This window comes from Citrobacter sp. 50677481 (assembly GCF_001463265.1).
Classification (GTDB): Bacteria; Pseudomonadota; Gammaproteobacteria; order Enterobacterales; family Enterobacteriaceae; genus Citrobacter_A; species Citrobacter_A sedlakii.
The window spans coordinates 280,444-304,703 of sequence record NZ_LNHZ01000075.1 but is presented as its reverse complement, the minus strand read 5'-3'; the positions used below and the strand labels follow the sequence as shown (position 1 = coordinate 304,703).

The following is a 24,260-nucleotide window of genomic DNA, read 5'->3' as shown; positions in this document are numbered from 1 at the left end:
ATCAATAATTTTGATTTAACTTTTAAGAATCAATCAAGGAATTCGCGCAGAATGCTTTTTTATAACCGCAGAGCTGCGTCATGAGAGAAAGGATATCATTCAAAAAATCCCAATGAGAATCCGCTTCACTTCAGTTTTTGTCAAAAATTGTCAAGCATCGCGCTTAGAAGAACAGGATATAAATAATATCCAGAACGAGCAGTAGCGACCACAAAATAACGTAGAGCACCAGATGTTCGCGAATATTGTTAGCAAGGTAATGAATCAGACGACGCATAATGTTGTTCACCACATAAAAATGGCCTCAGGGTGAGGCCATGGGGGAATTATGCCGTAAAGCGAGACAGCCGGAATGGCGTAAGGTCAAAACCGGATGGTTTGTCCTGCGCGAAATCGGCGGCGATCTCACCGAGGACCGGGGCAAATTTAAAACCATGTCCGCTAAGACCGGTGACAATCAGCGTGTTGTCGTGACCAGGCAGGGTGTCGATGATGAAGTCTTCATCCGGCGAGTTGTCATAAGTACAGGCGGCGCCATGCAAACAACAACCAATGCCGGGCAGCACGTTACGCAGAAACGGAAACGCCTCTGCGCCATCGCTGGCGACGCTGGCAAACGGTGTACGCTCATCTTCTGACTGGATACGCTGACCACCGTTGTGCTTGCCGATCTTCAGCGCGTCGTTTTCTGCCGGGAAACCGTAATACTGGTCGCCGTTCGGCAGTTCCCCGGTAAACGCCGGAAAGTTGTTTTTGCCGCTGTAGCGTCCGTCAGCCTGGTACCAGGCGAAGACTTTGCGCACCGGTTGGATCGGCAGTTCGGGGAGCAGCGAGCGCACCCAGGTGCCAGTGCTGACCAGCGCTTTTTTCGCGCGGTACTCGCCGTCGGCTGTTTCAACCGTGACGCCGCCGCCTTCGTCATGACGGACTGCCGTGACCGGGCAGTTGAACAGCTGTGCGCAGCCAGCTTCTTTCGCCAGGCGTATCCAGGTGGCGATAGCCAGCTCGCTACGGACAAATCCGGAGTCTGCTTCAAACAGACCAATATAGTCATCCGGCACGCGGATTTCGGGCCAGCGCGCCATGACAGCGGCAGCGTCCATACGCTCGACGTTAAGCTGCCACTGTTTCGCACTGTGAGCGACGTTTGCAAGAAATGGGGAATCGACCGGGCCAAGATTAATGACGCCGGAACGAACAAAGATCGGCTCGTCGCTATGGGTGGAAAGCGCATCCCAAAGCGCCTGGGCGCGCAGCACCAGCGGCACGTACTTCTCGCCTTCGCCGTAAGCGTGTCGGATCAGTCGCGTGTCGCCGTGGTGGCTGCCTTGCTGATGCGGCGGCATATGGGCATCCGTCATCAGCACGTTTAGCCCGGCGCGAGTGGCATAATAACCGGCGGCCGCACCGACGGAGCCGCTGCCAATGATGATTAAATCGTAATTCATGGGGTTCTCTCTGCTGTCGCGATAGGGGCAGGGTAATTAAGTGAACGCCGTTATACAACCCATGTGATACAAACCAGAAACGGCAAAGGCACCATGAAGGTGCCTTTTGTGAGTGGCCATCACCGTCTCGTTAATGACGACGGTACTCATTTTCCTGGTAATCGCCAGATTCTATTTTGGCGATACCCGCTTCTAAGATCGAAATGAATTGTCTGGCAACATCGGTGGTTAACCAGAGCGTTTGGCCTATTTCCGTTCCGTCCGTTTCAGGGCGATTTGGGGTCTGGTAGTGCAAACGCAGCATCAGCGCATCATAGCTATCCACGGTGCTGATGTCCCATCCCACAAGCGGATGAGTCTGAATGACTTCATTATTCTTTTCCATCATGCCCCCTAATTCGTGTTACAAGACAACGGTTTTCGAGGTTCAATGCGTTTTTATCTGAAGCAACTTCAGTATATCAATAAATAAGGGTATTCACGGTAAATTTAAAGGGAGAAAAGGATAAATTTCTCCTTTTTAGGAATATTGTGGGGAATTAATCACCATCTTGTTCATTAATTTTAAGTAAGTTGTCCAATTATTTTGAGTATAGGTGAAATTATAACCGTTTATCGATTCAGGAAAGATAGCGTGGTAAAAAAGCCGGGGCGACCCGGCAAACACACAACAGCACAGCTTTTTTAGTCGGTAATAAACCAGTCGTCCGCGCTCTCCCAGGTTTCCTGGAGGATTTCGCTGATACGTTGTTTATCTTCTTTTGTCGCGCCAATCACGGACAAATTATTCGCGGCGGCATAACGCACGGTGACGTTTCCGTCGTTATCGGGAAAATGATGGGTGATACGGCGGGAGAGTTCGCCAGCCAGCGCGTCGATAGCGCCTGCTGGCAACGGAGAAGTTTTTGCAATAGTGACTTCAATACGCATAATGGCCCCCTGTTGAATATACTGGTTATTTATACAGTTAAAATAACCCGCTGACAACAGGCGGCGCTGATTATTTTATGCTTTAACGGACCAGCGTACTGTTTCACCCCCGAGGAACGGCACCAGCGTGTCATCCGCAACATGGATGCTTTCCGGCACTAGCCGTTCTTCGCGTACCAGTTCAACAAAAGTGTCGTTAACCGGCAGCCCGTAAAAGCGCGGTCCGTTCAGTGAACAAAATGCCTCAAAATGCGCTAACGCGTTCATCTCTTCAAAGACAGTGGCATAGCTCGCCAGCGCCGTCGGCGCGTTAAAGCAGCCTGCGCAGCCGCAGCTCGACTCTTTGCGGTGCCGTGCGTGGGGAGCGGAGTCGGTTCCAAGGAATGCGCGCGCAAAGCCGCTGGCAACCAGTTCACGCAGCGCCTGCTGATGAACGTTACGTTTCAGGATGGGCAGGCAGTACAGGTGAGGGCGAATCCCACCCACCAGCATATGATTGCGGTTGAACATCAGATGTTGGGGGGTAATTGTCGCCGCCAGCAGTTCGTTGCCCTCGCGGACATAGTCGGCGGCATCTTTGGTGGTAATATGTTCAAAGACTACCTTCAGCGCGGGAAGCCGCTGCCGCAGCGGTTCCATGACGGTCACGATAAAACGCGCTTCGCGGTCGAAAATATCAATATCCGCGTGGGTGACTTCACCGTGGACCAGCAGCGGCATACCGAGTTTTTCCATCCGTTCCAGCACCGGCATAATGGCGTCGACGGAGGTCACCCCGTGGCTGGAGTTGGTGGTGGCATTTGCCGGATACAGCTTTGCCGCGGTGAACACCCCTTCGCGGAAGCCGCGTTCCAGCTCATCCGGATCCAGCGTGTCCGTTAAATAGCAGGTCATCAGCGGGGTAAATGAATGCCCGGCAGGCACCGCATCAAGAATGCGCTGACGGTAGGCGATAGCCGCATCCACCGTGGTGACCGGCGGCGCGAGATTCGGCATCACAATGGCGCGAGCATAAATTTCACTGGTGTACGGCACGACCGTTTTCAACATGTCGCCATCGCGAAGGTGAAGGTGCCAGTCGTCTGGGCGGCGGATTTTTAAAACCTGGGAGGGTGCTGTCATCAATATGCTCCGGCTGGGGAATGTCATTTTTGCCGGACACAAAGGATAAGCGGAAACGTTTTCGTTTGCACGTAAAAAAAGGCGCCGGAGCGCCCTTGTCATTTAGTCCGTGAACGGGATAATGATTTCGCCCGGTTTCACCTCAATGCCTTTGGCATATTTTTTCGCCATCGCCTCGCCTTTGCTGGCGTCTTCACGCAGTACGTAAGCCGGCTGCTGATTAAAATAGTTGCGCAGCGACTGATTCAGATAGGGCATCAACGTTTGCATGACGCTCTGCATTTTCTCCGGCGTGACGGTAGCATCCACCACTTCCATCTCCTGCAGGAAGATGGCGCCTTTATCCTTGTTGAACACTGGTAGCGCTTTCAGTTTCAACTTGATGGTCGCTTTCTGACTGCCAAACAGCGAATTCATGTCCAGGTTCGCATCGCCGGTGAGGGTGACTTTATTCGGTTCTTCGCGACCGATCTGGCTCGCCAGATTATTCAACACGATATGGGCGTCGGCGACGCCAGGTAAGCCAATATCTTTAGAAAAATTGTTATGTTTTTCAAGTGCCTGATTAATTTCCTGTTCGCTTACCGTGTACTGCGTGAGCTGGTTACAGCCGACCAGCAGGCCGCCAACCATCAGCGCAGCGGCAAAAAAAATCGTCTTCATGAGGTTCCTCGACATGTTGCCATTGTCAAAATCCTGACCTGAGCAGCATGTGTTACCGGCACAAACCGCGCCAGTAGAAAAAACTGAAAATAGCGGCGACATGCGAAACGATGCCGCCGCCAGCGAAGGTTATATCGCCATGGATGATAACAGATTGACCTGTGTCTGTTTTGCCATATTGTCGCGATAGTCCGCCACACGCGTCGGCCAGTTCACGCCTGCCACCAGCGTCAGGTTGCGCAGCAGGGGAAAAAGCTGAATATCGTCTTCGGACAGTTCGCCGTTGACGGCGTTGGGCTGAACGATCAGCTTATCCAGCGCCCGGAGGTCGTCGCTGATTTTTTTCGTCAGCCCCGCAGAGTGAGCCAGATGGTCGGCAAAACTGCCGATCATTGCCTCTTTCTTTTGCGTAAAGTACTGACGGGCTGATGGCGTGGAAAATTCGTCAAAGGCTGATTTAGCAAAGCGCGGCAGGAGCAGATGGTTAGCGTAGCTGTTCACTTTACGCAGCCATTCGTCAATAGCCGGAACCTTCTTGCCGGTCAGCAGCGGCTTGCCATCAATGTTGTCGACGTAATGCACAATGTCCATGCTTTCCGCCATATAGCGGCTGTCGTCTTTTTGCAGAATCGGCACCATTTTCTGACCAACCATACGGGTCGGCGTGGCATCGTCATCGTTGGCCAGGACGTTCAGTTCGACGGGAATGTTTTTGAGGCCGAAAATCATGCGGGCTTTGACGCAGAAAGGGCAGTGATCGTAAATATAAAGCTTCACGTTTCTCCTCCATTTTACTGTCGGTTCTTTGTCAGTATGGAGGAGACGCGAGCAGGTATCAAATCAGGCGCCCGGTTCGAGCATACCTCGCGGTGTGCGTTTATGGCTGAACTGCCAGCCTAACGCGAGGAAGGTGATACCGCCAATAATGCCGAGCATCATCCACGGCAGCTCCGGCTGCTGGAGCAATTTTCCCATATCAAACAGCCAGCCGCCGCCGATATAGCCTATCGCGCCGCCAATGGCTAAACCAAGACGGCTAAAGCCCATGTAACTGCCGCGCGCCCGGGCATCCGCCAGCGACGCGCTCAGCGTTTCCCGCGCCGGTTCAGCGATTATCGAACCAATGTAAAAGGTGCAAATCAGGGTGAACAACTGCTGTAAATCGCTCACCAGGCCGACAGGCAGCATGCTGAGCGACATCAGCAGCAGCCCGGCCATCAACCGGTGCTCAAGACGAAAACGTTTTTCGCTCCAGCGGGCGATGGGGTAGAGCAACGTCAGCGACAGGCAGGCTTCAATGGCGTACATCCATTTTACCGCTGCCGGTGAACCGGCAATGTCATTGACCATTATCGGCAGCATGAGCATGACCTGAACCGCCAGCATATAATAGCCCGCCAGTGTGAGCACATAGGTGACAAAGCGCTTGTCATTAAGTACGCGGCGCATCCCTTCACGCACCGGAATACGCACAGTCGACAGCTTCCACGCGGGCAGCAGCCAGGCATTAAAGCCCGCGCATAAAACAAACAGCACCGCGCCTACCGCGCACACCAGACGAAAATCATACTGTAACAGCCAGCTACCTAACAGCGCGCCAATTACCGCGCCTGCGCTGTCCTGCATCATCAGCAGTGAAAAAAAACGACCGCGTTGCTGCGGGCGGATCAGTTTAACCACCAACGCAGAGCGGGGCGGATCGAAAAGTGTCCCGCCGAGACCGGAGAGAAAGCAGGAAAACCACAGCAGCCAGGGTTCATGGGCGATTCCCATAGTGGCGAACCCGGTGGCGCGCATCAGCATACCGGTGACGATCATGGGCTTGGCGCCAAAACGGTCGGCAATCGCGCCGCCAAAAATGCCCAGTCCCTGCTGAATGAACTGACGCAGACCCAGGGCAATCCCGACCATGACGGCGGCCCAGCCCATTTGGTCAACAAAGCGAATGGAGATCAGCGGGAACACGACGAAAAAGCCTAACACGACCAGCATGTTATCGATGAGCAGGAAATATTTACCCAGGTTCCTGGCCTGCGAGGTGCGCGACATTTTCCCCTCCCGGGAAAATACTCTCAATATTCCGAGTAGACAGAGCGAAGAGGATCCTATTTTGCGGCTTTGCTCTCTTTTTGCCCACCCCTGACCGGGACAATATTTTTTTATCAAAAGTCCGTCTTGATAGAGAGTTTTTATCAAAATGCAGGAATAATTCAAATAATGGCAAATCGTGCTTTTCACAGGGCGGTTTTGCACAGGTATAGTAAGTGAATCGGGGTGTCATGACGATTCGGGAAGGAGTTGAAATATCTATGTTTGGCTATCGCAGTAACGTGCCAAAAGTGCGCTTAACCACTGACCGTCTGGTCGTGCGTTTAGTGCATGAGCGTGATGCCTGGCGTCTGGCGGACTATTACGCGGAAAATCGTCATTTTTTAAAGCCCTGGGAACCGATTCGCGATGAAAGCCACTGCTATCCTTCCGGATGGCAGGCACGGCTGAGTATGATTAGCGAATTTCATAAGCAGGGCTCTGCCTTTTACTTTGCACTGCTTGACCCGGAAGAAAAAGAGATCATCGGCGTGGCAAACTTTTCAAACGTGGTCCGCGGTTCATTTCATGCCTGTTATCTGGGCTATTCGATTGCGCAAAAATGGCAGGGACAAGGGCTGATGTTTGAAGCGCTCAGCGCCGCTATTCGCTATATGCAGCGCACGCAACATATTCATCGCATTATGGCAAACTACATGCCGCACAATAAACGCAGCGGTGATTTACTGGCGCGACTCGGCTTTGAGAAAGAGGGTTACGCCAAAGATTATCTGTTGATTGACGGGCAGTGGCGCGACCACGTGCTGACGGCGTTAACGACAACGGAATGGACCCCCGGACGGTGAGGAGAAAATAATGAAATACGAATTAACCGCCACGGAAGCCCGCGTGATTGGCTGCCTGCTGGAAAAACAGGTCACGACACCAGAACAGTATCCACTTTCCGTGAACGGCGTGGTCACCGCCTGTAACCAGAAGACCAACCGCGAACCGGTGATGAACCTGTCGGAACACGAGGTGCAGGAACAGCTTGATAATCTGGTTAAACGTCACTTCCTGCGCACAGTAAGCGGTTTTGGCAATCGCGTCACCAAATATGAACAGCGCTTCTGTAATTCCGAATTCGGAAACCTGAAGCTGAGCCCGGCGGAAGTGGCGCTGGTCACGACATTGCTGCTGCGCGGGGCGCAAACGCCAGGGGAATTGCGTAGCCGCGCCTCGCGGATGTATGAGTTTAGCGACATGGCTGAAGTGGACGCCACGCTGGAACAACTGGCGACGCGCGAGGATGGCCCTTACGTTGTTCGTCTGGCGCGTGAACCGGGTAAGCGCGAAAGCCGTTTCATGCATTTGTTTTGCGGCGAAGTGGATGAACAGGCGTTGGCGAGCGACGCGGGCGTCTCTGCGGCGTCAGGCGATCTGCTGGCGCGGGTAGAGGCGCTGGAAGGTGAGGTTGCGGAGCTCAGGCAACGACTCGAGTCACTGTTGGCGCACCTGGGGGAGTAACGTGAAAAAATTACGCATCGGGGTGGTTGGATTGGGCGGCATCGCGCAAAAAGCCTGGTTGCCGGTTTTAGGCGCATCCACAGACTGGACGCTCCAGGCTGCGTGGTCGCCATCGCGCGAAAAAGCAGAGAAAATCTGTGCAAGCTGGCGCATCCCTTACGCGGGCTCGCTGACCAGCCTGGCAAGCGACTGCGACGCGGTTTTCGTCCACTCAAGCACCGCAAGCCATTATGCGGTCGTCAGTGAATTGCTGAATGCGGGGGTGCATGTTTGTGTCGACAAGCCGCTGGCTGAGAATCTGCGTGATGCTGAGCGACTGGTGGCGCTGGCGGCGGAGAAAAAGCTCACGTTGATGGTTGGCTTTAACCGCCGCTTTGCACCGCTGTACCGCGAACTGAAAGTGGAGCTCGGCAACGCCGCTTCGCTGCGCATGGATAAACACCGTACCGACAGCGTGGGACCACACGACCTGCGGTTCACCCTGCTCGATGATTATCTGCATGTTGTCGACACCGCGCTGTGGCTGGCGGGCGGGACTGCCGCGCTCAGCAGCGGGAGTCTGCAAACCAACGACGCAGGCGAAATGCTGTATGCGGAACACCATTTCGCCACCAGCCGACTCCACATCACCACCAGTATGCACCGTCGGGCGGGAAGCCAGCGGGAATGGGTGCAGGCGGTGACCGACGGCGGCCTGATTGATGTTACCGATATGCGCGACTGGCGCGAGGAGCGCGGGCAGGGGGTGGTGCATAAACCGATTCCCGGCTGGCAGAGCATCCTTGAACAGCGCGGTTTCGCCGGTTGTGCGCGTCATTTTATCGAATGCGTGCAGAATCAGACGGTTCCGGAAACCGCTGGCGAGCAGGCGATCCTGGCCCAGCGGGTAGTGGAAAAGCTCTGGCGCGAGGCGATGAGCGAATAATCATCTGTCACAACTGCCGGTAGTAATTCAGCATAATCACGGTAGACTAAGCGCCTCTTCCAACGCCTGCACTGCAGGCGTTTTGCCGTAGGGTGTGGAATAACAAGAAATGAACTTATTGAAATCGCTGGCGGCCGTCAGCTCAATGACCATGTTTTCGCGCGTGCTTGGCTTTGCGCGTGATGCGATTGTCGCCAGAATCTTTGGCGCAGGTATGGCGACCGACGCCTTTTTTGTGGCATTCAAATTACCTAATCTGTTACGCCGCATTTTTGCCGAAGGCGCATTTTCTCAGGCTTTTGTGCCGATTCTGGCGGAATACAAAAGTAAGCAGGGCGAAGATGCGACCCGGGTATTTGTCTCGTATGTGTCGGGACTGCTGACGCTGGCACTGGCGGTGGTGACAATCCTCGGGATGCTGGCCGCGCCGTGGGTGATCATGGTGACCGCGCCTGGCTTTGCCGATACTGCCGATAAATTCGCGCTGACCACCAAACTGCTGCAGATCACCTTTCCCTATATTTTGCTGATTTCACTGGCCTCGCTGGTGGGGGCGATCCTCAATACCTGGAACCGCTTCTCGATCCCGGCGTTTGCGCCGACCTTTCTGAACATCAGCATGATCGGCTTCGCACTGTTCGCGGCGCCTTATTTTAACCCACCGGTACTGGCGCTGGCGTGGGCGGTGACTGCAGGCGGGGTACTGCAACTGGTGTACCAACTGCCTCACCTGAAGAAAATCGGCATGCTGGTACTGCCGCGCATTAATTTCCGCGATGCGGGGGCGATGCGGGTAGTCAAACAAATGGGGCCGGCGATCCTGGGGGTGTCGGTCAGCCAAATTTCACTGATTATCAACACCATTTTCGCCTCGTTTCTGACTTCAGGATCGGTATCGTGGATGTACTACGCGGATCGCCTTATGGAGTTTCCGTCCGGCGTACTGGGTGTGGCGCTGGGGACCATCCTGCTGCCGTCGCTGTCGAAAAGTTTTGCCAGCGGCAACCATGACGAGTATTGCCGCCTGATGGACTGGGGGCTGCGTCTGTGCTTTCTGCTGGCGCTGCCAAGCGCGGTGGCCCTGGGGATCCTCTCCGGGCCGCTGACCGTCTCGCTGTTTCAGTACGGTAAATTTACCGCCTTTGACGCGCTGATGACGCAAAAAGCGTTGATTGCCTATTCGGTGGGGCTGATGGGATTAATCGTGGTAAAAGTGCTGGCGCCGGGCTTCTATTCTCGTCAGGACATCAAAACGCCGGTTAAAATCGCGATTGTGACGTTGATCATGACCCAGTTGATGAACCTGGCGTTTATTGGCCCGCTGAAGCACGCGGGGCTGTCTCTTTCGATCGGTCTTGCCGCCTGCCTCAATGCTTCCCTGCTGTACTGGCAGTTACGCAAGCAGGACATTTTTACGCCGCAGCCGGGCTGGCTGGGCTTTTTCTCGCGTCTGGTCATTGCGGTGCTGGTGATGTCCGCTGTGCTGGTGGGAATGCTGCACATCATGCCGGAATGGTCCCAGGGCACGATGCCGTGGCGTCTGCTACGCCTGATGGCGGTAGTGGTGGCTGGCGCTGCCGCTTACTTTGCCGCGCTGGCGGTGCTGGGCTTTAAAGTGAAAGAGTTTGCGCGCCGGACGGCGTAATGGTGGTCATTGCCGGAGGGCGGCGTTCCGCCTTTTCCGGCCTGTGCCGATCGTCATTGCGAATGCCTGAAACGTCGGGCGACATCGGGCAACGCTAAATAGAGAATTTTTTCCCACCGCGGTGGGCTGAGGCAGTTTGACCGTTCGCGCCGTAAAGCGTCGGTTCCTGATACGGTTTCAGCACGTCGAGCGCCTGTTGGTTGCGAACAATCTGATCCTCCAGCAGCCAGCCGTTATGCTGGTTCAGGTCGCGCAGATGCTGTGTTTTTTCGGTAATCGCCTGCCAGCGCGCGCTGACATCGTCATCGCCGCCATGCCCGGCATTCTGCTCAATGCGTCGCTGCTGTTCAAGGTAGTCAAGGGTCGCCAGCAGAGAACTTTTTTCTTCTGTAATCCGCTGCAGCTGGCTACCGTTAATATGGCCGACGGAAAGCTGTTGTTGTTCGGCATCCATCACCCTTTTCAGGTCATTGAGTACCGCCGTCATGTGGTCAAGTATTTCTGCCAGACGAGTCATACGTTTATTTACTCTGGAGATAGCTCTGCGCCTCGCGGATCAGCGCGTCGGCAATATTGCCAGTGTCCATTTTCAGCTCGCCGTTGCGAATCGCCGTTTTTAACGCTTCAACGCGCTCCATGTTGATATCGCTGGCGCCGGGCTGCATCAGTTTGGCCTGAGCATCGCTTAACGTCACGCTGGTGCTGTTTGCCGTCGAGGTTTTTTCCTGACGGGTCTTTTGTACCGGCGTATCGCTGGTTTCACGCGGTTGCACGGTGCTAACGGGTTTCAATGGTGAGGTACGGTCAATGCTCATTTTATCATCCTCATCGAGGGGCTACGCTGTCGCGGCCAGCTATTATCAAATGTTTCTTCACTATCGGCAGCCGCCACAAAATCTTTAACTGATTACAGATTAATAAGAATATTCCCATCAGGACCAACGGTACCGCTGACGACCTGACCCGATAACATCCTCACTCGCGCATTCTGGGCTACCGCAGCGTTGTTCAGCGCCTGCCCTTCGGCATTAACGTTAAATCCCTCGCCGCTGGCAACCACCAGCACGCGCTGACCGGCCTTGATTCGCCAGGCCTGGCGCAGCATCGTAAGCTGAATCGGTTGTCCAGGCGCGAGATCGCGCAGGCTGACCGCGTCCTGAATCTGATTGATATCCAGCACGGTGCGCGGAGGCAACTGATCCAACCGTCCACGCTTTAACGTGACGCTGGCAGGTCCGAGCTTGCCGCCACGCGCAACGGGCCCCGCGGCGACCACATAGTTTCCCGTCGCCTGCACATTGACTTGCAAATAACGCTTTTCGTTGGCGCAGCGCGTGAGCACGTTAACGTTTCCCCATAGCTTCGCGCTGCCAGTTACGCTAAAGGCGGGGGATTCACAACGTGGCAACAGATTCGGCGCGGTACGAAGTGTCACAACCACCTCATCGCTAAACCCGGCCAGCCGCTGGGTAAACCAGTCAGTCAACTGGGCGTTTAAATCCTGCGCCAGCGTCAGAGGACTGAACAACAGCGCCGCCAGGGCTATTCCACGCTTTAACGTTTGCATTGTCATCTCCCGCTGTTTCAGCAATGACAGGATTCTACCCGTGTGACGCAACCATCAACGCAATAAATAGCGACGCATTTTGCGTTTATTCCGGCGATAACGCGCGCGTAATGGGATTTAAGCTGTCGGCTGAATTTTGTCATCCGCGGGGGAGATATGCTCGATAAGCTCGATGCCGCTTTACGTTTTCAACAGGAAGCGCTGAATCTGCGCGCGCAGCGGCAGGAGGTACTGGCTGCCAATATCGCGAACGCGGACACGCCGGGTTACCAGGCGCGCGATATGGATTTTGCCAGTGAGTTAAAAAAAGTCATGGTACGGGGAAGGCCGGAAACCAGCGGCATTTCCCTGGCATTGACCTCTGCGCAGCACATTCCCGCCCAGACCTTCTCGTCACCGTCTACGGAATTGCTTTACCGCGTTCCCGACCAGCCGTCGCTGGATGGCAATACCGTTGATATGGACCGCGAGCGCACGCAGTTTGCAGATAACAGCCTGAAATACCAGATGAGCCTGACCGCATTGAGCGGACAGATTAAAGGCATGATGAACGTGCTACAGGGAGGGAACTAATCCGTGGCGCTGCTGAATATTTTTGATATCGCCGGTTCGGCCTTAACGGCGCAATCCCAGCGCCTCAACGTGGCGGCCAGTAATCTGGCGAACGCCGACAGCGTGACGGGACCGGATGGTCAGCCGTATCGCGCGAAGCAGGTGGTTTTTCAGGTGGATGCGGCGCCCGGTGCGCCGACGGGCGGCGTGAAGGTGTCCAACGTGATTGAAAGCCAGGCGCCGGACAAGCTGGTCTATGAGCCGGGTAATCCTCTGGCGGACGCCAATGGCTACGTGAAAATGCCGAACGTGGATGTGGTGGGCGAAATGGTCAACACCATGTCCGCCTCCCGCAGCTATCAGGCAAACGTAGAAGTTCTCAACACCGTTAAAAGCATGATGCTTAAAACGCTGACACTTGGCCAGTAAAGGAGACGGCAATGTCTATCGCGGTAAACGTTAACGATCCGACTAATACCGGTGTGAAGAGTACCGGTAGCGGCAGCTCGCTGACCGGCAGCAACGCTTCCGATCTGCAAAGCAGCTTTCTGACGCTGCTGGTGGCGCAACTGAAAAACCAGGATCCCACCAATCCGATGCAGAACAACGAGCTGACCACTCAGCTTGCGCAGATCAGTACCGTCAGCGGTATCGAAAAGCTTAACACCACGCTGGGCGCTATTTCGGGCCAAATCGATAACAGCCAGTCGCTGCAGGCCAGCGCGCTGATTGGTCACGGGGTGATGATCCCCGGCACCACGATTCTGGCGGGCAAGGGAACGGAAGAGGGCGCGACCACCACGACCACGCCGTTTGGCGTTGAGCTACAGCAGCCCGCCGATAAAGTCACCGCCACGATCACCGATAAAGACGGCAAAGTGGTGCGCACTATTGAGATCGGCGCGCTGAAAGCGGGCGTTCATACCTTTACCTGGGACGGCACACTGACCGACGGCACCACGGCGCCAAACGGTTCGTATAACGTGGCGATCAACGCCAGCAACGGCGCGACGCAACTGGTGGCGCAGCCGTTGCAGTTTGCGCTGGTGCAAGGGGTGATCCGCAGTAACGGCGGCAATACGCTCGATCTCGGCACTTACGGAACCACCACCCTCGACGAAGTACGGCAGATCATTTAAGCCTTCTCACTTATCAGGAGTCAACATGGCCTTTTCACAAGCGGTTAGCGGTCTGAATGCCGCAGCCACCAACCTCGATGTCATTGGTAACAACATCGCTAACTCCGCCACGTACGGTTTTAAATCGGGTACCGCCTCGTTTGCGGATATGTTCGCCGGTTCCAAAGTCGGGCTGGGGGTAAAAGTGGCGGGTATCACCCAGGACTTTACCGACGGCACCACCACCAATACCGGACGCGGCCTTGATGTCGCCATCAGCCAGAACGGTTTTTTCCGTCTGGTGGACAGCAACGGCGCCGTTTTCTACAGCCGCAACGGCCAGTTCAAACTGGACGAAAACCGTAATCTGGTGAATATGCAGGGGATGCAACTGACAGGTTACCCGGCAGCCGGCACGCCGCCGACCATTCAGCAAGGGGCGAACCCGGGGCCGATTACTATCCCGAACACGCTGATGGGCGCGAAAAGTACCGATACCGCGGCGATGCAGATTAACCTTAACTCGTCAGATAAAGTGCCCGCTAACAAGCCGTTTTCACCGACCGATGCTGACAGCTATAACAAGCGCGCGCCGCTGACCGTTTTCGACAGCCAGGGCAACCAGCACGACATCAACGTGTTTTACGTGAAAACCGGCGATAACACCTGGGACGTCTGGACTCAGGATTCCAGCGTAGCCAACTCGCCGCTGGTGAAAGCCGCCCAGATGAAGTTCGACGAGAACGGCGCACTGGATAACGTAGAAGAATATACCCCAGACGCTGGCGTACCGGCCCAGGACTGGGTGCTGAGCGGCATGCCGAATGCCACGCCAACCTTCCGGATCACCTCCGGCACGGTAAACGGCGCGGAACCGGCGGAATTCACCTTAAGCCTGCAGAACTCCATGCAGCAGAACACCGGTGCGAACAACGTCATTGCCACCACCCAGAACGGCTACAAGCCGGGGGACCTGGTCAGCTACCAGATTAACGACGACGGTACCGTGGTGGGCAACTACTCCAACGAGCAAAAGCAGGTGCTGGGGCAGATCGTGCTGGCGAACTTCGCCAACAACGAAGGGCTGTCGTCACAGGGCGATAACGTTTGGGCGGCGACCCAGGCATCCGGCGTTGAGCTGCTGGGTACGGCGGGCACGGGTAACTTCGGCAAACTGACCAACGGCGCGCTGGAGTCCTCGAACGTGGATCTCAGTAAAGAACTGGTGAACATGATCGTCGCGCAACGTAACTATCAGTCGAACGCGCAGACCATCAAAACCCAGGATCAGATCCTCAATACGCTGGTTAACCTGCGCTAAGCGCCTGACGGGATAGCTTAATGGATCACGCAATCTATACCGCAATGGGGGCAGCGAGCCAGACCCTGAATCAGCAGGCGGTAACGGCCAGCAACCTGGCAAATGCCTCGACGCCGGGCTTCCGCGCCCAGCTTACCGCACTGCGAGCGGTTCCGGTTGAAGGGCTGTCGCTGCCCACCCGGACGCTGGTAACGGCCTCCACGCCGGGGGCAAACATGACGCCGGGCCAGATGGACTACACCTCGCGTCCGCTGGACGTGGCGCTGCAGCAGGACGGCTGGCTGGCGGTGCAAACCGCCGACGGCGGAGAAGGGTATACCCGCAACGGCAATATTCAGGTGGGCCCCACCGGTCAGTTGACTATTCAGGGGCATCCGGTAATTGGCGAAGCCGGGCCGATAGCGGTGCCTGAAGGGTCGGAGATAACCATTGCCGCCGACGGCACTATCTCGGCGCTGAATCCGGGCGATCCGGCGAACACGGTGGCCCCGGTAGGACGTCTGAAGCTGGTAAAGGCTGAAGGGAATGAAGTACAGCGCGGCGACGACGGAATGTTCCGTCTGACCGCCGCGACTCAGGCCGCCCGTGGTCCGGTATTGCAGGCTGACCCGACGATCCGCGTCATGTCAGGGGTACTGGAAGGCAGTAACGTCAATGCGGTGGCCGCGATGAGCGACATGATCGCCAACGCCAGACGTTTTGAAATGCAGATGAAGGTTATCACCAGCGTGGATGACAACGCCGGGCGCGCTAACCAACTGCTGTCGATGAGTTAATGCAGGACATTTTATGATCAGTTCATTATGGATCGCCAAAACCGGCCTGGACGCGCAGCAAACCAATATGGATGTGATTGCCAACAACCTGGCAAACGTCAGCACGAATGGTTTTAAACGCCAGCGCGCGGTATTTGAAGATCTGCTCTACCAGACGATTCGCCAGCCTGGCGCACAGTCTTCCGAGCAGACTACCCTGCCTTCGGGTCTGCAAATCGGTACCGGCGTACGACCTGTCGCGACCGAACGCCTGCACAGCCAGGGCAACCTGTCGCAGACTAATAACAGTAAAGATGTGGCGATTAAAGGTCAGGGCTTCTTTCAGGTAATGCTGCCGGACGGCACGTCGGCGTACACCCGCGACGGTTCGTTCCAGGTTGACCAGAATGGTCAACTGGTGACGGCGGGCGGCTTCCAGGTTCAACCTGCGATCACCATTCCGGCGAACGCGCTGAGCATTACTATTGGTCGCGACGGCGTTGTCAGCGTGACCCAGCAGGGACAGGCAGCCCCGGTGCAGGTGGGGCAGCTCAACCTGACCACCTTTATGAATGACACCGGCCTGGAGAGTATCGGCGAAAACCTGTACACCGAAACCCAGTCTTCCGGCGCGCCGAATGAGAGCACGCCGGGGCTGAACGGCGCGGGCTTGCTGTATCAGGGCTATGTCGAAACCTCAAACGTTAACGTCGCGGAAGAACTGGTCAACATGATCCAGGTTCAGCGCGCTTACGAAATCAACAGCAAAGCGGTCTCAACGACCGATCAGATGCTGCAAAAACTGACGCAACTCTAAGGTGATGCCCGGTGAGGCGAAAGCGTCACCGGCTCCCGGTTTCAGAAGATAAAGGCAATGCAAAAAAACGCTGCGCACGCTTACCCGATCATGGCCCTGCTGGTGGTTTCGCTGTCAGGATGCGCCTGGATCCCTTCCACGCCGCTGGTACAGGGCGCGACCTCGGCCCAGCCTGTTCCGGGACCGACGCCGGTGGCGAATGGTTCGATTTTTCAGTCCGCGCAGCCCATCAACTATGGCTATCAGCCACTGTTTGAAGACCGTCGCCCGCGTAATATTGGCGACACGCTGACCATCGTATTGCAGGAAAACGTCAGCGCCAGTAAAAGCTCGTCGGCGAACGCCAGCCGCGACGGCAAAACCAACTTTGGTTTTGATACCGTGCCGCGTTATCTGCAAGGACTGTTTGGCAATGCCCGTGCCGACGTAGAAGCGTCCGGCGGTAACACCTTTAACGGTAAAGGGGGGGCAAACGCCAGCAATACCTTCAGCGGCACGCTGACCGTGACCGTCGATCAGGTGCTGGTCAACGGTAATTTACATGTCGTGGGTGAAAAACAGATCGCCATCAATCAGGGGACTGAATTCATCCGCTTCTCCGGCGTGGTTAATCCACGCACCATTAGCGGCAGTAACTCCGTTCCGTCAACCCAGGTGGCGGATGCCCGTATCGAATATGTCGGAAACGGCTATATCAACGAAGCGCAAAATATGGGCTGGCTCCAGCGTTTCTTCCTTAACCTGTCCCCGATGTAAGCGAGGTCTTCCATGTTTAAATCTGTAGTTGGACTGGTCCTGGTTCTCGCCGCCACGCTGGCCCATGCCGATCGTATTCGCGATCTCACCAGCGTACAGGGCGTACGTGAAAACTCGCTCATTGGCTACGGGCTGGTGGTAGGGCTGGACGGTACCGGCGACCAGACCACCCAGACGCCATTCACCACCCAAACGCTGAACAACATGCTTTCCCAGCTCGGCATCACGGTGCCAACCGGCACCAATATGCAACTGAAAAACGTGGCGGCAGTCATGGTGACCGCCACCTTCCCGGCGTTTGGTCGTCAGGGGCAAACCATCGACGTGGTGGTGTCTTCGCTGGGTAACGCCAAAAGTCTGCGGGGCGGCACGCTGCTGATGACCCCCTTAAAAGGGGTCGACAGTCAGGTGTATGCGCTGGCGCAAGGGAACATTCTGGTCGGCGGCGCGGGCGCCTCCGCGGGCGGCAGCAGCGTGCAGGTGAACCAGCTTAACGGTGGGCGCATCACCAACGGGGCGATTATCGAGCGCGAGCTGCCCAGCCAGTTTGGGGCGGGTAATACCCTGAATCTGCAGCTTAATAATGAAGATTTCACCATGGCCCAGCAGATCGCGGACACCATCAACCGCGCCCGTGGCTTTGGCAGCGCCACCGCGCTGGATGCACGAACCATTCAGGTGCGGGTGCCGAGCGGCGGCAGTTCTCAGGTCCGCTTCCTCGCCGATATTCAGAACATGGAGGTCAACGTCACCCCGCAGGATGCGAAGGTGGTGATCAATTCACGTACCGGCTCGGTGGTGATGAATCGTGAAGTGACCCTCGACAGCTGCGCCGTGGCTCAGGGGAATCTTTCTGTAACGGTTAACCGTCAGGCGAACGTCAGCCAGCCGGATACACCGTTCGGCGGCGGGCAAACGGTGGTGACGCCACAAACGCAGATCGACCTGCGCCAGAGCGGCGGCTCCCTGCAAAGCGTGCGGTCCAGCGCCAACCTGAACAACGTGGTGCGGGCGCTCAACGCGCTGGGCGCGACGCCAATGGATCTGATGTCGATCCTCCAGTCGATGCAGAGCGCGGGCTGCCTGCGCGCCAAACTGGAAATTATCTGATGATTAGCGACAGCAAACTGCTGGCCAGCGCCGCCTGGGACGCGCAGTCCCTGAACGATCTGAAGGCCAAAGCGGGCCAGGACCCGGCGGCGAACATGCGTCCGGTGGCGCGTCAGGTGGAGGGGATGTTTGTACAAATGATGCTGAAAAGCATGCGTGAAACGCTGCCGAAGGATGGCCTGTTCAGCAGCGATCAGACGCGTTTGTATACCAGCATGTACGACCAGCAGATCGCCCAGCAGATGACCGCCGGTAAAGGACTGGGTCTGGCGGAAATGATGGTTAAACAGATAACCCAGGGGCAGGCGCAACCGGTGGAAGAGGTGCCGCAGGTACCGATGAAATTCCCGCTGGAAACGGTGACCCGCTATCAACATCAGGCCTTGACCCAACTGGTGAGCAAGGCGATGCCGAAAGCGCCAGTCAGCAGCGACGAACCGCTTTCCGGCGACAGCAAAGATTTTCTGGCGCAACTTTCGCTGCCGGCGCGACTGGCCAGCGAGCAAAGCGGCGTGCCGCATCATCTGATTCTGGCGCAGGCGGCGCTGGAGTCTGGCTGGGGGCAGCGGCAAATTCGCCGCGAGAACGGCGAACCGAGCTTCAACCTGTTTGGCGTGAAGGCGTCCGCCAGCTGGAAAGGGCCGGTGACAGAAATCACCACCACCGAATACGAGAATGGCGAAGCGAAAAAGGTGAAGGCGAAGTTTCGCGTTTACAGTTCGTATCTGGAGGCGCTGTCGGATTATGTCGGTCTGCTCACCCGCAATCCGCGCTATGCCGCCGTTACGACGGCCGCCACGGCCGAGCAGGGCGCTCAGGCGCTACAGAAAGCCGGTTATGCGACCGACCCCCACTACGCGCGTAAACTGACCACCATGATCCAACAGCTGAAGTCGATGAGCGAGAAGGTAAGCAACGCCTACAGCGCAAATCTCGACAATCTCTTCTAAATGGCTCAAGTCCCGCGACCTGCTGCCGATAATGGTTTGTAACTGAAGGATTAAAAGGAACCTCCATGTCCAGCTTGATTAATAACGCCATGAGCGGGTTGAATGCAGCCCAGGCGGCGCTGAATACTGCCAGTAATAATATTTCCAGTTATAACGTGGCGGGATATACCCGACAAACCACGATTATGGCGCAGGCCAACAGCACGCTGGGCGCTGGCGGCTGGGTAGGTAACGGCGTGTATGTGTCCGGCGTACAGCGCGAATACGATGCGTTTATTACTAATCAGTTGCGCGCCGCGCAGAACCAGAGCAGTGGCCTGACGACCCGTTACGAGCAGATGTCGAAAATCGATAACCTGCTGGCGAGCAAAACCAGCTCCATTTCGACCTCAATGCAGGACTTTTTCACCAGTCTGCAAACGCTGGTGAGCAACGCCGAAGATCCGGCGGCGCGCCAGACGCTGATTGGCAAGGCGAACGGTCTGGTGAATCAGTTTAAGACCACCGACCAGTACCTGCGCGACCAGGACAAACAGATCAATATTTCGATTACCTCCAGCGTCGATCAGATCAATAACTACAGCAAGCAAATCGCCAGTCTGAACGACCAGATTTCGCGTCTGACCGGCGTGGGCGCCGGGGCATCGCCGAACGATCTGCTGGACCAGCGCGACCAGTTGGTCAGCGAACTGAATAAACTGGTTGGCGTGGAAGTCAGCGTGCAGGACGGCGGCACCTATAACATCACAATGGCGAACGGCTATTCGCTGGTACAGGGCAGTAATGCGCGTCAACTGGCGGCGGTTCCGTCCCATGCCGATCCGTCGCGTATTACCGTGGCGTATGTTGACGAGCAGGCCGGGAATATTGAAATTCCGGAAAAACTGATTTCAACAGGTTCGCTGGGGGGACTGCTCAGCTTCCGTACCGAAGAACTCGACAAGACGCGTAACACGCTGGGACAGCTGGCGCTGGCGTTTGCGGACGCATTTAACCAGCAGCACCGCAAGGGTTATGACGCCAATGGCAATACCAATACGGATTTCTTTACCATCGGTAGCCCGGCAGTACTGAAAAACGACAAGAATACCGGTAGCGCAGCCGTGAGCGCTGCGGTGACCGATGCCTCAGCGGTACAGGCAACCGACTATAAAATGGTCTACGACGGGGCAAAATGGCAAATCACTCGCCTGGCCGATAATACCCGCTTTGAAGCGACCGCCACCAATGGAAAACTGACCTTTGACGGTCTGGAAGTGACGGTGGGAACCGGGGCGAATGCTAACGACAGTTTCACGCTGAAGCCAGTCGGCGACGCCATAATGAATATGAGCGTTAAGGTGACCAATGAATCGCAAATCGCCATGGCGCAAGACGCCACGTCAGGGGCGAGCGATAACCGTAACGGCCAGGCGCTGTTAGATCTGCAAAACGACGGCACCACCGTGGGCGGGTCAAAATCGTTTAACGACGCTTATGCCACCCTGGTGAGCGATGTTGGCAGTAAAACTGCGACGCTGAAAACCAGCAGCACCACTCAGAACGATGTGGTTACGCAGTTGACCCGACAACAGCAATCGATCTCCGGGGTCAACCTTGACGAAGAGTATGGCAACCTGCAGCGCTTTCAGCAGTACTATCTTGCCAATGCCCAGGTGCTGCAAACGGCGAACTCATTGTTTGATGCTCTGTTGAACATCCGCTAAGGGAGAAGGAACTCATGCGTATCAGTACCCAAATGATGTACCAGCAGAACATGCGTGGTATCACCAATGCTCAGGCCGAATGGATGAAATACGGTGAGCAGATGTCGTCGGGGAAGCGGGTTATTAATCCTTCAGATGATCCTATTGCGGCATCCCAGGCCGTGGTGCTTTCACAGGCGCAGGCGCAAAACAGCCAGTTCGCGCTGGCCCGTACTTTTGCCACGCAGAAGGTCTCGCTGGAAGAAAACGTGCTGAATCAGGTGACAACGGCGATTCAGACGGCACAGGAGAAAATTGTCAGTGCGGGAAACGGCACCTTAAGCGACGACGACCGTGCCTCGCTGGCGACCGATCTGCAGGGGATCCGCGATCAGCTGATGAACCTGGCGAACAGCACCGACGGCAATGGTCGCTATATTTTTGCTGGCTATAAAACCGAAACGCCCCCGTTCGCTCAGGCGGACGGGACCTATAACGGCGGCACCGAAAGCATTAAGCAGCAGGTGGACTCGGCGCGCTCGATGGTCATTGGTCATATTGGCAGCGACATCTTCAATTCCATTACCAGCAACGCGGTACCGGAGCCTGACGGTAAACCATCCGAAACGAACCTGTTCAGAATGCTGGACTCAGCCATCGACTCGCTCAATACCGCGGTAGGCGACGATGAAGCGTTGAAAGAGCAAGCTCAGGCGGTGATTGATAAAACCAACCGCGGGCTGAAAAATTCACTGAACAATGTGCTGAGCGTACGGGCGGAGCTGGGTACGCAACTGAGCGAACTCAGTTCTCTCGACACGTTAGGCAGCGACCGCGCGCTGGGACAAAAGCAGCAGATGAGTAATCTGGTTGACGTTGACTGGAACGAGGCGATCTCCTCGTACGTCATGCAACAGGCGGCGCTGCAGGCCTCGTATAAAGCCTTTACAGACATGCAGGGAATGTCGCTGTTTCAGCTCAACCGTTAACCGCTCGTTTTGAAACATATCAAGAAACTGGGTATGTTTTGTCTGCCCGCTCCAGTACACCCCGGGGCGGGCATTTTTTTAGCGTTCTGTCTGCGGCTGTGCAGGCTGGCGTTTTGCCGTCATGCGGATAGCCAGCGCAACGGCACCGCATAGCGTTGCCAGCGTCACGACACCTGGCCAGTTTGCCCGCGCGTAAACCTGACTGCCGACCACCGACCCCAGCGCCATACCGATAAACACGACCGTGAACAGCAGGGCGTTGAGGCGACCCCGGGCCTGAGGCTCAAGGCTGTACACCAGATTCTGATGCGCCACCAGGCTTGACTGCAGCCCCAGATCGAACCCGACGGCGCAAAGCGCGATCAGAACCCATTGACCCGGCGCGGACAGGAACGGTAAGGCATACATTACGGCGAAAGAGAGTGTCACCAACAGCGCGCCGAGTTGCGCAACTTTCTCCACGCCCATTTTATCCGCCAGATGACCTGCCAGCGGGGCCGCCAGCGCGCCTGCCGCGCCGGCGATGCCGAACGCGCCCGCCGCAGCGCTACCCATCCGGTAGTGTTCCGCCAGCATCACGGCAAGCGTTGACCAGAAGGCGCTAAAGGCGACAGAAAGCGCACCCTGCGCCAGCGCCGCCCGGCGCAGGGTTGGGTAACGCCGCCATAGCTGCGCCATGGTGCCTAACAGCGCCGGATAGTTCAGGGTGGAGTGGGCGGCAAACGGCGGCAGCGCTTTCCATAGCAGCAGACCTGCCAGCGCGATGCTGACCGCGGCAAGCTGATACATCTCACGCCAGCCAAACGCTTCGCCCACCAGGCCGCTGACGGTACGTGACAGCAGGATCCCCAACAACAGGCCGGTCATCACTGTGCCTACGGTCTTTCCCTGTTTCCCTTCCGGCGCCAGGATCGCCGCAGCCGGAACAATATCCTGCGCCATGGTGGCCGCCATGCCAATGAGGAGGCTGACCAGCAGCAGGGAAGAGGCGGATTCGCTCACGCTACAGATCAGTAGCAGCAGGGCAAGGACGACGCTCTTTATCAGAATCAACATCCGGCGGTCAAAACGGTCGCCCAGCGGCAATAAAAACAGAATGCCTGACGCGTAACCGGCTTGCGTCAGGGTGGGAACCAACCCCATGCCGGTGATGCTCATGCCAGGATCTTCCCCCATTAACGGCAACAGCGGCTGGGAATAATAAATGGCGGCAACGCTAAATCCGGCGCCCAGCGCCAGTACTAAAATAAGCCAACGGGAAGGTGTGTTCATACTGCTGTCCTCAATGACGGGTGTGAGGCTATTTTTCTCTCATACGCCGTGGCCGGGTAGCAGGCGAAATGGTAAAACAGTTATACGTTTAACGTATGGGTAAAAAGCACATGCTTAAAAATGAACGTATAGACAGGGTGGAGCTGATGCGGACGTTTGTGCGTATTGTCGAAGCCGGATCGCTCTCGGCAGCGGCAAGACAGTTAAATACCACCCAGGCCACTATCAGCCGTCGTTTACAGTCGCTTGAAGCCATGCTGGGCGTTAAACTGTTGTTACGCACCACTCATGCAATGAAGCTGACAGACGACGGCGAGCGCGGTTATCAGCACGCGAAACACATCATTGACGCCTGGCTGGCGCTTGAGGACGGGCTTAACGCGGCGGAAGACGAACCCGTAGGTACGCTGCGGGTACGCGCGCCGCATGCTTTCGGCCAGCAGCAGCTCCTGACGCCGTTACTCCATTTTTTGGCCCGTTACCCGAATCTGTCAGTGGAGTGGATGCTCAACGACAAAACGGTCGACTTCCTGAGCGACAACATTGATTGCGCTATTCGGGTGGGGGCAGAGGTTGATCCGGCCACGGTGTCGGTGCTGCTGGCGGAAGTGCCGCGTAGCGTGGTGGCGACGCCAGAGTTACTGGCGGAATTTGATCCTGTCAGCGAACCGCATCAGTTGTCTGCGCTGCCCTGGATCGCCCTCAACACTTTCTATCAACATAACGTCTCGCTGAGCCATCAGATTAGTCGCCAACCGGTGAGCTTCCCGATTACGCCACGGCTGAGTACTGACAGTATTTACGTCGCACGCAATGCGGCGCTGGCGGGGCTGGGCGTTGCGATTGTCTCCAGCTGGACGGTGGAAGAAGATATCGCCAGCGGGCGTCTGGTTGAACTGGTTGCCGACTGGCAGGCTGCGCCGTTACCGGTACATCTGGTCTATCCGTGGGCGCGTTATTATCCTTCCCGACTGCGCCGTTTCCTGGAATTAATGAAAGAGGTGATGCCAGAACTGGCGGGAATGCGCCAACCGCAGGGGGAATAAAAAAGCCGACCCGGAGGTCGGCTTTCTCAGACAG

At 56.3% G+C, this 24,260-nt stretch carries 28 protein-coding genes; 16 read left to right on the top strand and 12 right to left on the bottom strand.

The window, feature by feature from the left end; translation table 11 throughout:
• Window positions 1–163: 163 nt before the first annotated feature.
• The 8 genes from APU02_RS23185 to mdtH all read right to left on the bottom strand — a co-directional run bounded on the left by APU02_RS23185 (window position 164) and on the right by mdtH (window position 6,212).
• Window positions 164–277: a YceO family protein gene (locus tag APU02_RS23185; protein WP_042284727.1), complete on the bottom strand. Its 114-nt coding sequence runs from the start codon at window positions 275–277 to the stop codon at window positions 164–166.
• Window positions 278–326: 49 nt separating this feature from the next.
• A complete protein-coding gene (gene solA / locus APU02_RS23180; RefSeq protein ID WP_060571357.1) occupies window positions 327–1,448 on the bottom strand; it encodes an N-methyl-L-tryptophan oxidase in 1,122 nt (373 codons plus the stop codon).
• A gap of 130 nt (window positions 1,449–1,578) precedes the next feature.
• A complete protein-coding gene (bssS, locus tag APU02_RS23175; protein WP_042284725.1) occupies window positions 1,579–1,833 on the bottom strand; it encodes a biofilm formation regulator BssS in 255 nt (84 codons plus the stop codon).
• Between the two features lie 299 nt (window positions 1,834–2,132).
• Window positions 2,133–2,378, bottom strand: a complete 246-nt coding sequence (gene dinI / locus APU02_RS23170; protein ID WP_042283794.1) for a DNA damage-inducible protein I — start codon at window positions 2,376–2,378, stop codon at window positions 2,133–2,135.
• Window positions 2,379–2,453: 75 nt separating this feature from the next.
• On the bottom strand, window positions 2,454–3,500 hold the full coding sequence (gene pyrC, locus APU02_RS23165) for a dihydroorotase (protein WP_060571356.1): 1,047 nt from the start codon (window positions 3,498–3,500) through the stop codon (window positions 2,454–2,456).
• A gap of 102 nt (window positions 3,501–3,602) precedes the next feature.
• Complete coding sequence (locus APU02_RS23160; RefSeq protein WP_042283790.1) at window positions 3,603–4,163, bottom strand: lipoprotein; 561 nt, start codon at window positions 4,161–4,163, stop codon at window positions 3,603–3,605.
• 129 nt (window positions 4,164–4,292) lie between these two features.
• Window positions 4,293–4,940, bottom strand: coding sequence for a glutaredoxin 2 (gene grxB / locus APU02_RS23155; protein ID WP_042283788.1), 648 nt, complete (start codon window positions 4,938–4,940; stop codon window positions 4,293–4,295).
• Window positions 4,941–5,003: 63 nt separating this feature from the next.
• Window positions 5,004–6,212 (bottom strand): multidrug efflux MFS transporter MdtH, encoded by a 1,209-nt coding sequence (mdtH, locus tag APU02_RS23150; protein WP_060571355.1) that lies wholly within the window; start codon window positions 6,210–6,212, stop codon window positions 5,004–5,006.
• A 260-nt stretch (window positions 6,213–6,472) separates the two neighbouring features.
• On the opposite strand from mdtH, the gene rimJ reads away from it, so the two are divergent.
• The 4 genes from rimJ (at window position 6,473) to murJ (ending at window position 10,288) form a co-directional block, all read left to right on the top strand.
• On the top strand, window positions 6,473–7,057 hold the full coding sequence (gene rimJ / locus APU02_RS23145; RefSeq protein WP_042283783.1) for a ribosomal protein S5-alanine N-acetyltransferase: 585 nt from the start codon (window positions 6,473–6,475) through the stop codon (window positions 7,055–7,057).
• 10 nt (window positions 7,058–7,067) lie between these two features.
• A complete protein-coding gene (locus APU02_RS23140; RefSeq protein ID WP_042283781.1) occupies window positions 7,068–7,718 on the top strand; it encodes a YceH family protein in 651 nt (216 codons plus the stop codon).
• A 1-nt stretch (window position 7,719) separates the two neighbouring features.
• Window positions 7,720–8,643 (top strand): Gfo/Idh/MocA family oxidoreductase, encoded by a 924-nt coding sequence (locus APU02_RS23135; protein ID WP_060571354.1) that lies wholly within the window; start codon window positions 7,720–7,722, stop codon window positions 8,641–8,643.
• A 109-nt stretch (window positions 8,644–8,752) separates the two neighbouring features.
• Window positions 8,753–10,288 (top strand): murein biosynthesis integral membrane protein MurJ, encoded by a 1,536-nt coding sequence (gene murJ, locus APU02_RS23130; protein ID WP_042283776.1) that lies wholly within the window; start codon window positions 8,753–8,755, stop codon window positions 10,286–10,288.
• Window positions 10,289–10,382: 94 nt separating this feature from the next.
• On the opposite strand, the gene flgN is transcribed toward murJ, so the two are convergent.
• The 3 genes from flgN to flgA form a co-directional block, all read right to left on the bottom strand.
• On the bottom strand, window positions 10,383–10,805 hold the full coding sequence (gene flgN, locus APU02_RS23125) for a flagella biosynthesis chaperone FlgN (protein ID WP_060571353.1): 423 nt from the start codon (window positions 10,803–10,805) through the stop codon (window positions 10,383–10,385).
• 4 nt (window positions 10,806–10,809) lie between these two features.
• A complete protein-coding gene (flgM, locus tag APU02_RS23120; RefSeq protein WP_042283772.1) occupies window positions 10,810–11,103 on the bottom strand; it encodes a flagellar biosynthesis anti-sigma factor FlgM in 294 nt (97 codons plus the stop codon).
• A 92-nt stretch (window positions 11,104–11,195) separates the two neighbouring features.
• The gene (gene flgA, locus APU02_RS23115; protein WP_060571352.1) at window positions 11,196–11,855 is read right to left on the bottom strand and encodes a flagellar basal body P-ring formation chaperone FlgA; all 660 of its coding nucleotides are present in this window, start codon (window positions 11,853–11,855) and stop codon (window positions 11,196–11,198) included.
• A gap of 156 nt (window positions 11,856–12,011) precedes the next feature.
• Here flgA and flgB point away from each other — a divergent pair, with 156 nt between their 5' ends.
• The 11 genes from flgB (at window position 12,012) to flgL (ending at window position 21,908) form a co-directional block, all read left to right on the top strand.
• On the top strand, window positions 12,012–12,428 hold the full coding sequence (flgB, locus tag APU02_RS23110) for a flagellar basal body rod protein FlgB (protein ID WP_042283766.1): 417 nt from the start codon (window positions 12,012–12,014) through the stop codon (window positions 12,426–12,428).
• A gap of 3 nt (window positions 12,429–12,431) precedes the next feature.
• Complete coding sequence (gene flgC, locus APU02_RS23105) at window positions 12,432–12,836, top strand: flagellar basal body rod protein FlgC (RefSeq protein ID WP_042283764.1); 405 nt, start codon at window positions 12,432–12,434, stop codon at window positions 12,834–12,836.
• 11 nt (window positions 12,837–12,847) lie between these two features.
• The gene (flgD, locus tag APU02_RS23100) at window positions 12,848–13,546 is read left to right on the top strand and encodes a flagellar hook assembly protein FlgD (RefSeq protein WP_060571351.1); all 699 of its coding nucleotides are present in this window, start codon (window positions 12,848–12,850) and stop codon (window positions 13,544–13,546) included.
• Window positions 13,547–13,571: 25 nt separating this feature from the next.
• Entirely contained in the window at window positions 13,572–14,846 is a 1,275-nt protein-coding gene (gene flgE / locus APU02_RS23095) for a flagellar hook protein FlgE (RefSeq protein ID WP_060571350.1), read from the top strand.
• A gap of 20 nt (window positions 14,847–14,866) precedes the next feature.
• Entirely contained in the window at window positions 14,867–15,622 is a 756-nt protein-coding gene (locus APU02_RS23090) for a flagellar basal body rod protein FlgF (protein ID WP_042283758.1), read from the top strand.
• A gap of 13 nt (window positions 15,623–15,635) precedes the next feature.
• Window positions 15,636–16,418 carry a flagellar basal-body rod protein FlgG gene (gene flgG / locus APU02_RS23085; protein ID WP_042283756.1) on the top strand — a complete coding sequence of 261 codons (783 nt, stop codon included), beginning with the start codon at window positions 15,636–15,638 and terminating at the stop codon, window positions 16,416–16,418.
• Between the two features lie 57 nt (window positions 16,419–16,475).
• Window positions 16,476–17,174, top strand: a complete 699-nt coding sequence (gene flgH / locus APU02_RS23080) for a flagellar basal body L-ring protein FlgH (protein ID WP_042283754.1) — start codon at window positions 16,476–16,478, stop codon at window positions 17,172–17,174.
• A gap of 12 nt (window positions 17,175–17,186) precedes the next feature.
• Window positions 17,187–18,284: a flagellar basal body P-ring protein FlgI gene (locus APU02_RS23075; RefSeq protein WP_042283752.1), complete on the top strand. Its 1,098-nt coding sequence runs from the start codon at window positions 17,187–17,189 to the stop codon at window positions 18,282–18,284.
• Entirely contained in the window at window positions 18,284–19,234 is a 951-nt protein-coding gene (flgJ, locus tag APU02_RS23070; RefSeq protein WP_060571349.1) for a flagellar assembly peptidoglycan hydrolase FlgJ, read from the top strand. Before APU02_RS23075 ends, flgJ begins: the two co-directional genes overlap by 1 nt.
• A 65-nt stretch (window positions 19,235–19,299) precedes the next feature.
• The gene (flgK, locus tag APU02_RS23065) at window positions 19,300–20,940 is read left to right on the top strand and encodes a flagellar hook-associated protein FlgK (protein WP_060571348.1); all 1,641 of its coding nucleotides are present in this window, start codon (window positions 19,300–19,302) and stop codon (window positions 20,938–20,940) included.
• Window positions 20,941–20,954: 14 nt separating this feature from the next.
• Window positions 20,955–21,908, top strand: coding sequence for a flagellar hook-associated protein FlgL (gene flgL / locus APU02_RS23060; protein WP_042283746.1), 954 nt, complete (start codon window positions 20,955–20,957; stop codon window positions 21,906–21,908).
• Between the two features lie 78 nt (window positions 21,909–21,986).
• Here the strand turns inward: flgL and APU02_RS23055 are convergent, their stop codons facing one another.
• Window positions 21,987–23,180, bottom strand: a complete 1,194-nt coding sequence (locus APU02_RS23055; protein WP_042283745.1) for an MFS transporter — start codon at window positions 23,178–23,180, stop codon at window positions 21,987–21,989.
• Between the two features lie 95 nt (window positions 23,181–23,275).
• On the opposite strand from APU02_RS23055, the gene APU02_RS23050 reads away from it, so the two are divergent.
• Complete coding sequence (locus tag APU02_RS23050) at window positions 23,276–24,226, top strand: LysR family transcriptional regulator (protein ID WP_229264098.1); 951 nt, start codon at window positions 23,276–23,278, stop codon at window positions 24,224–24,226.
• Window positions 24,227–24,260 lie beyond the last annotated feature (34 nt).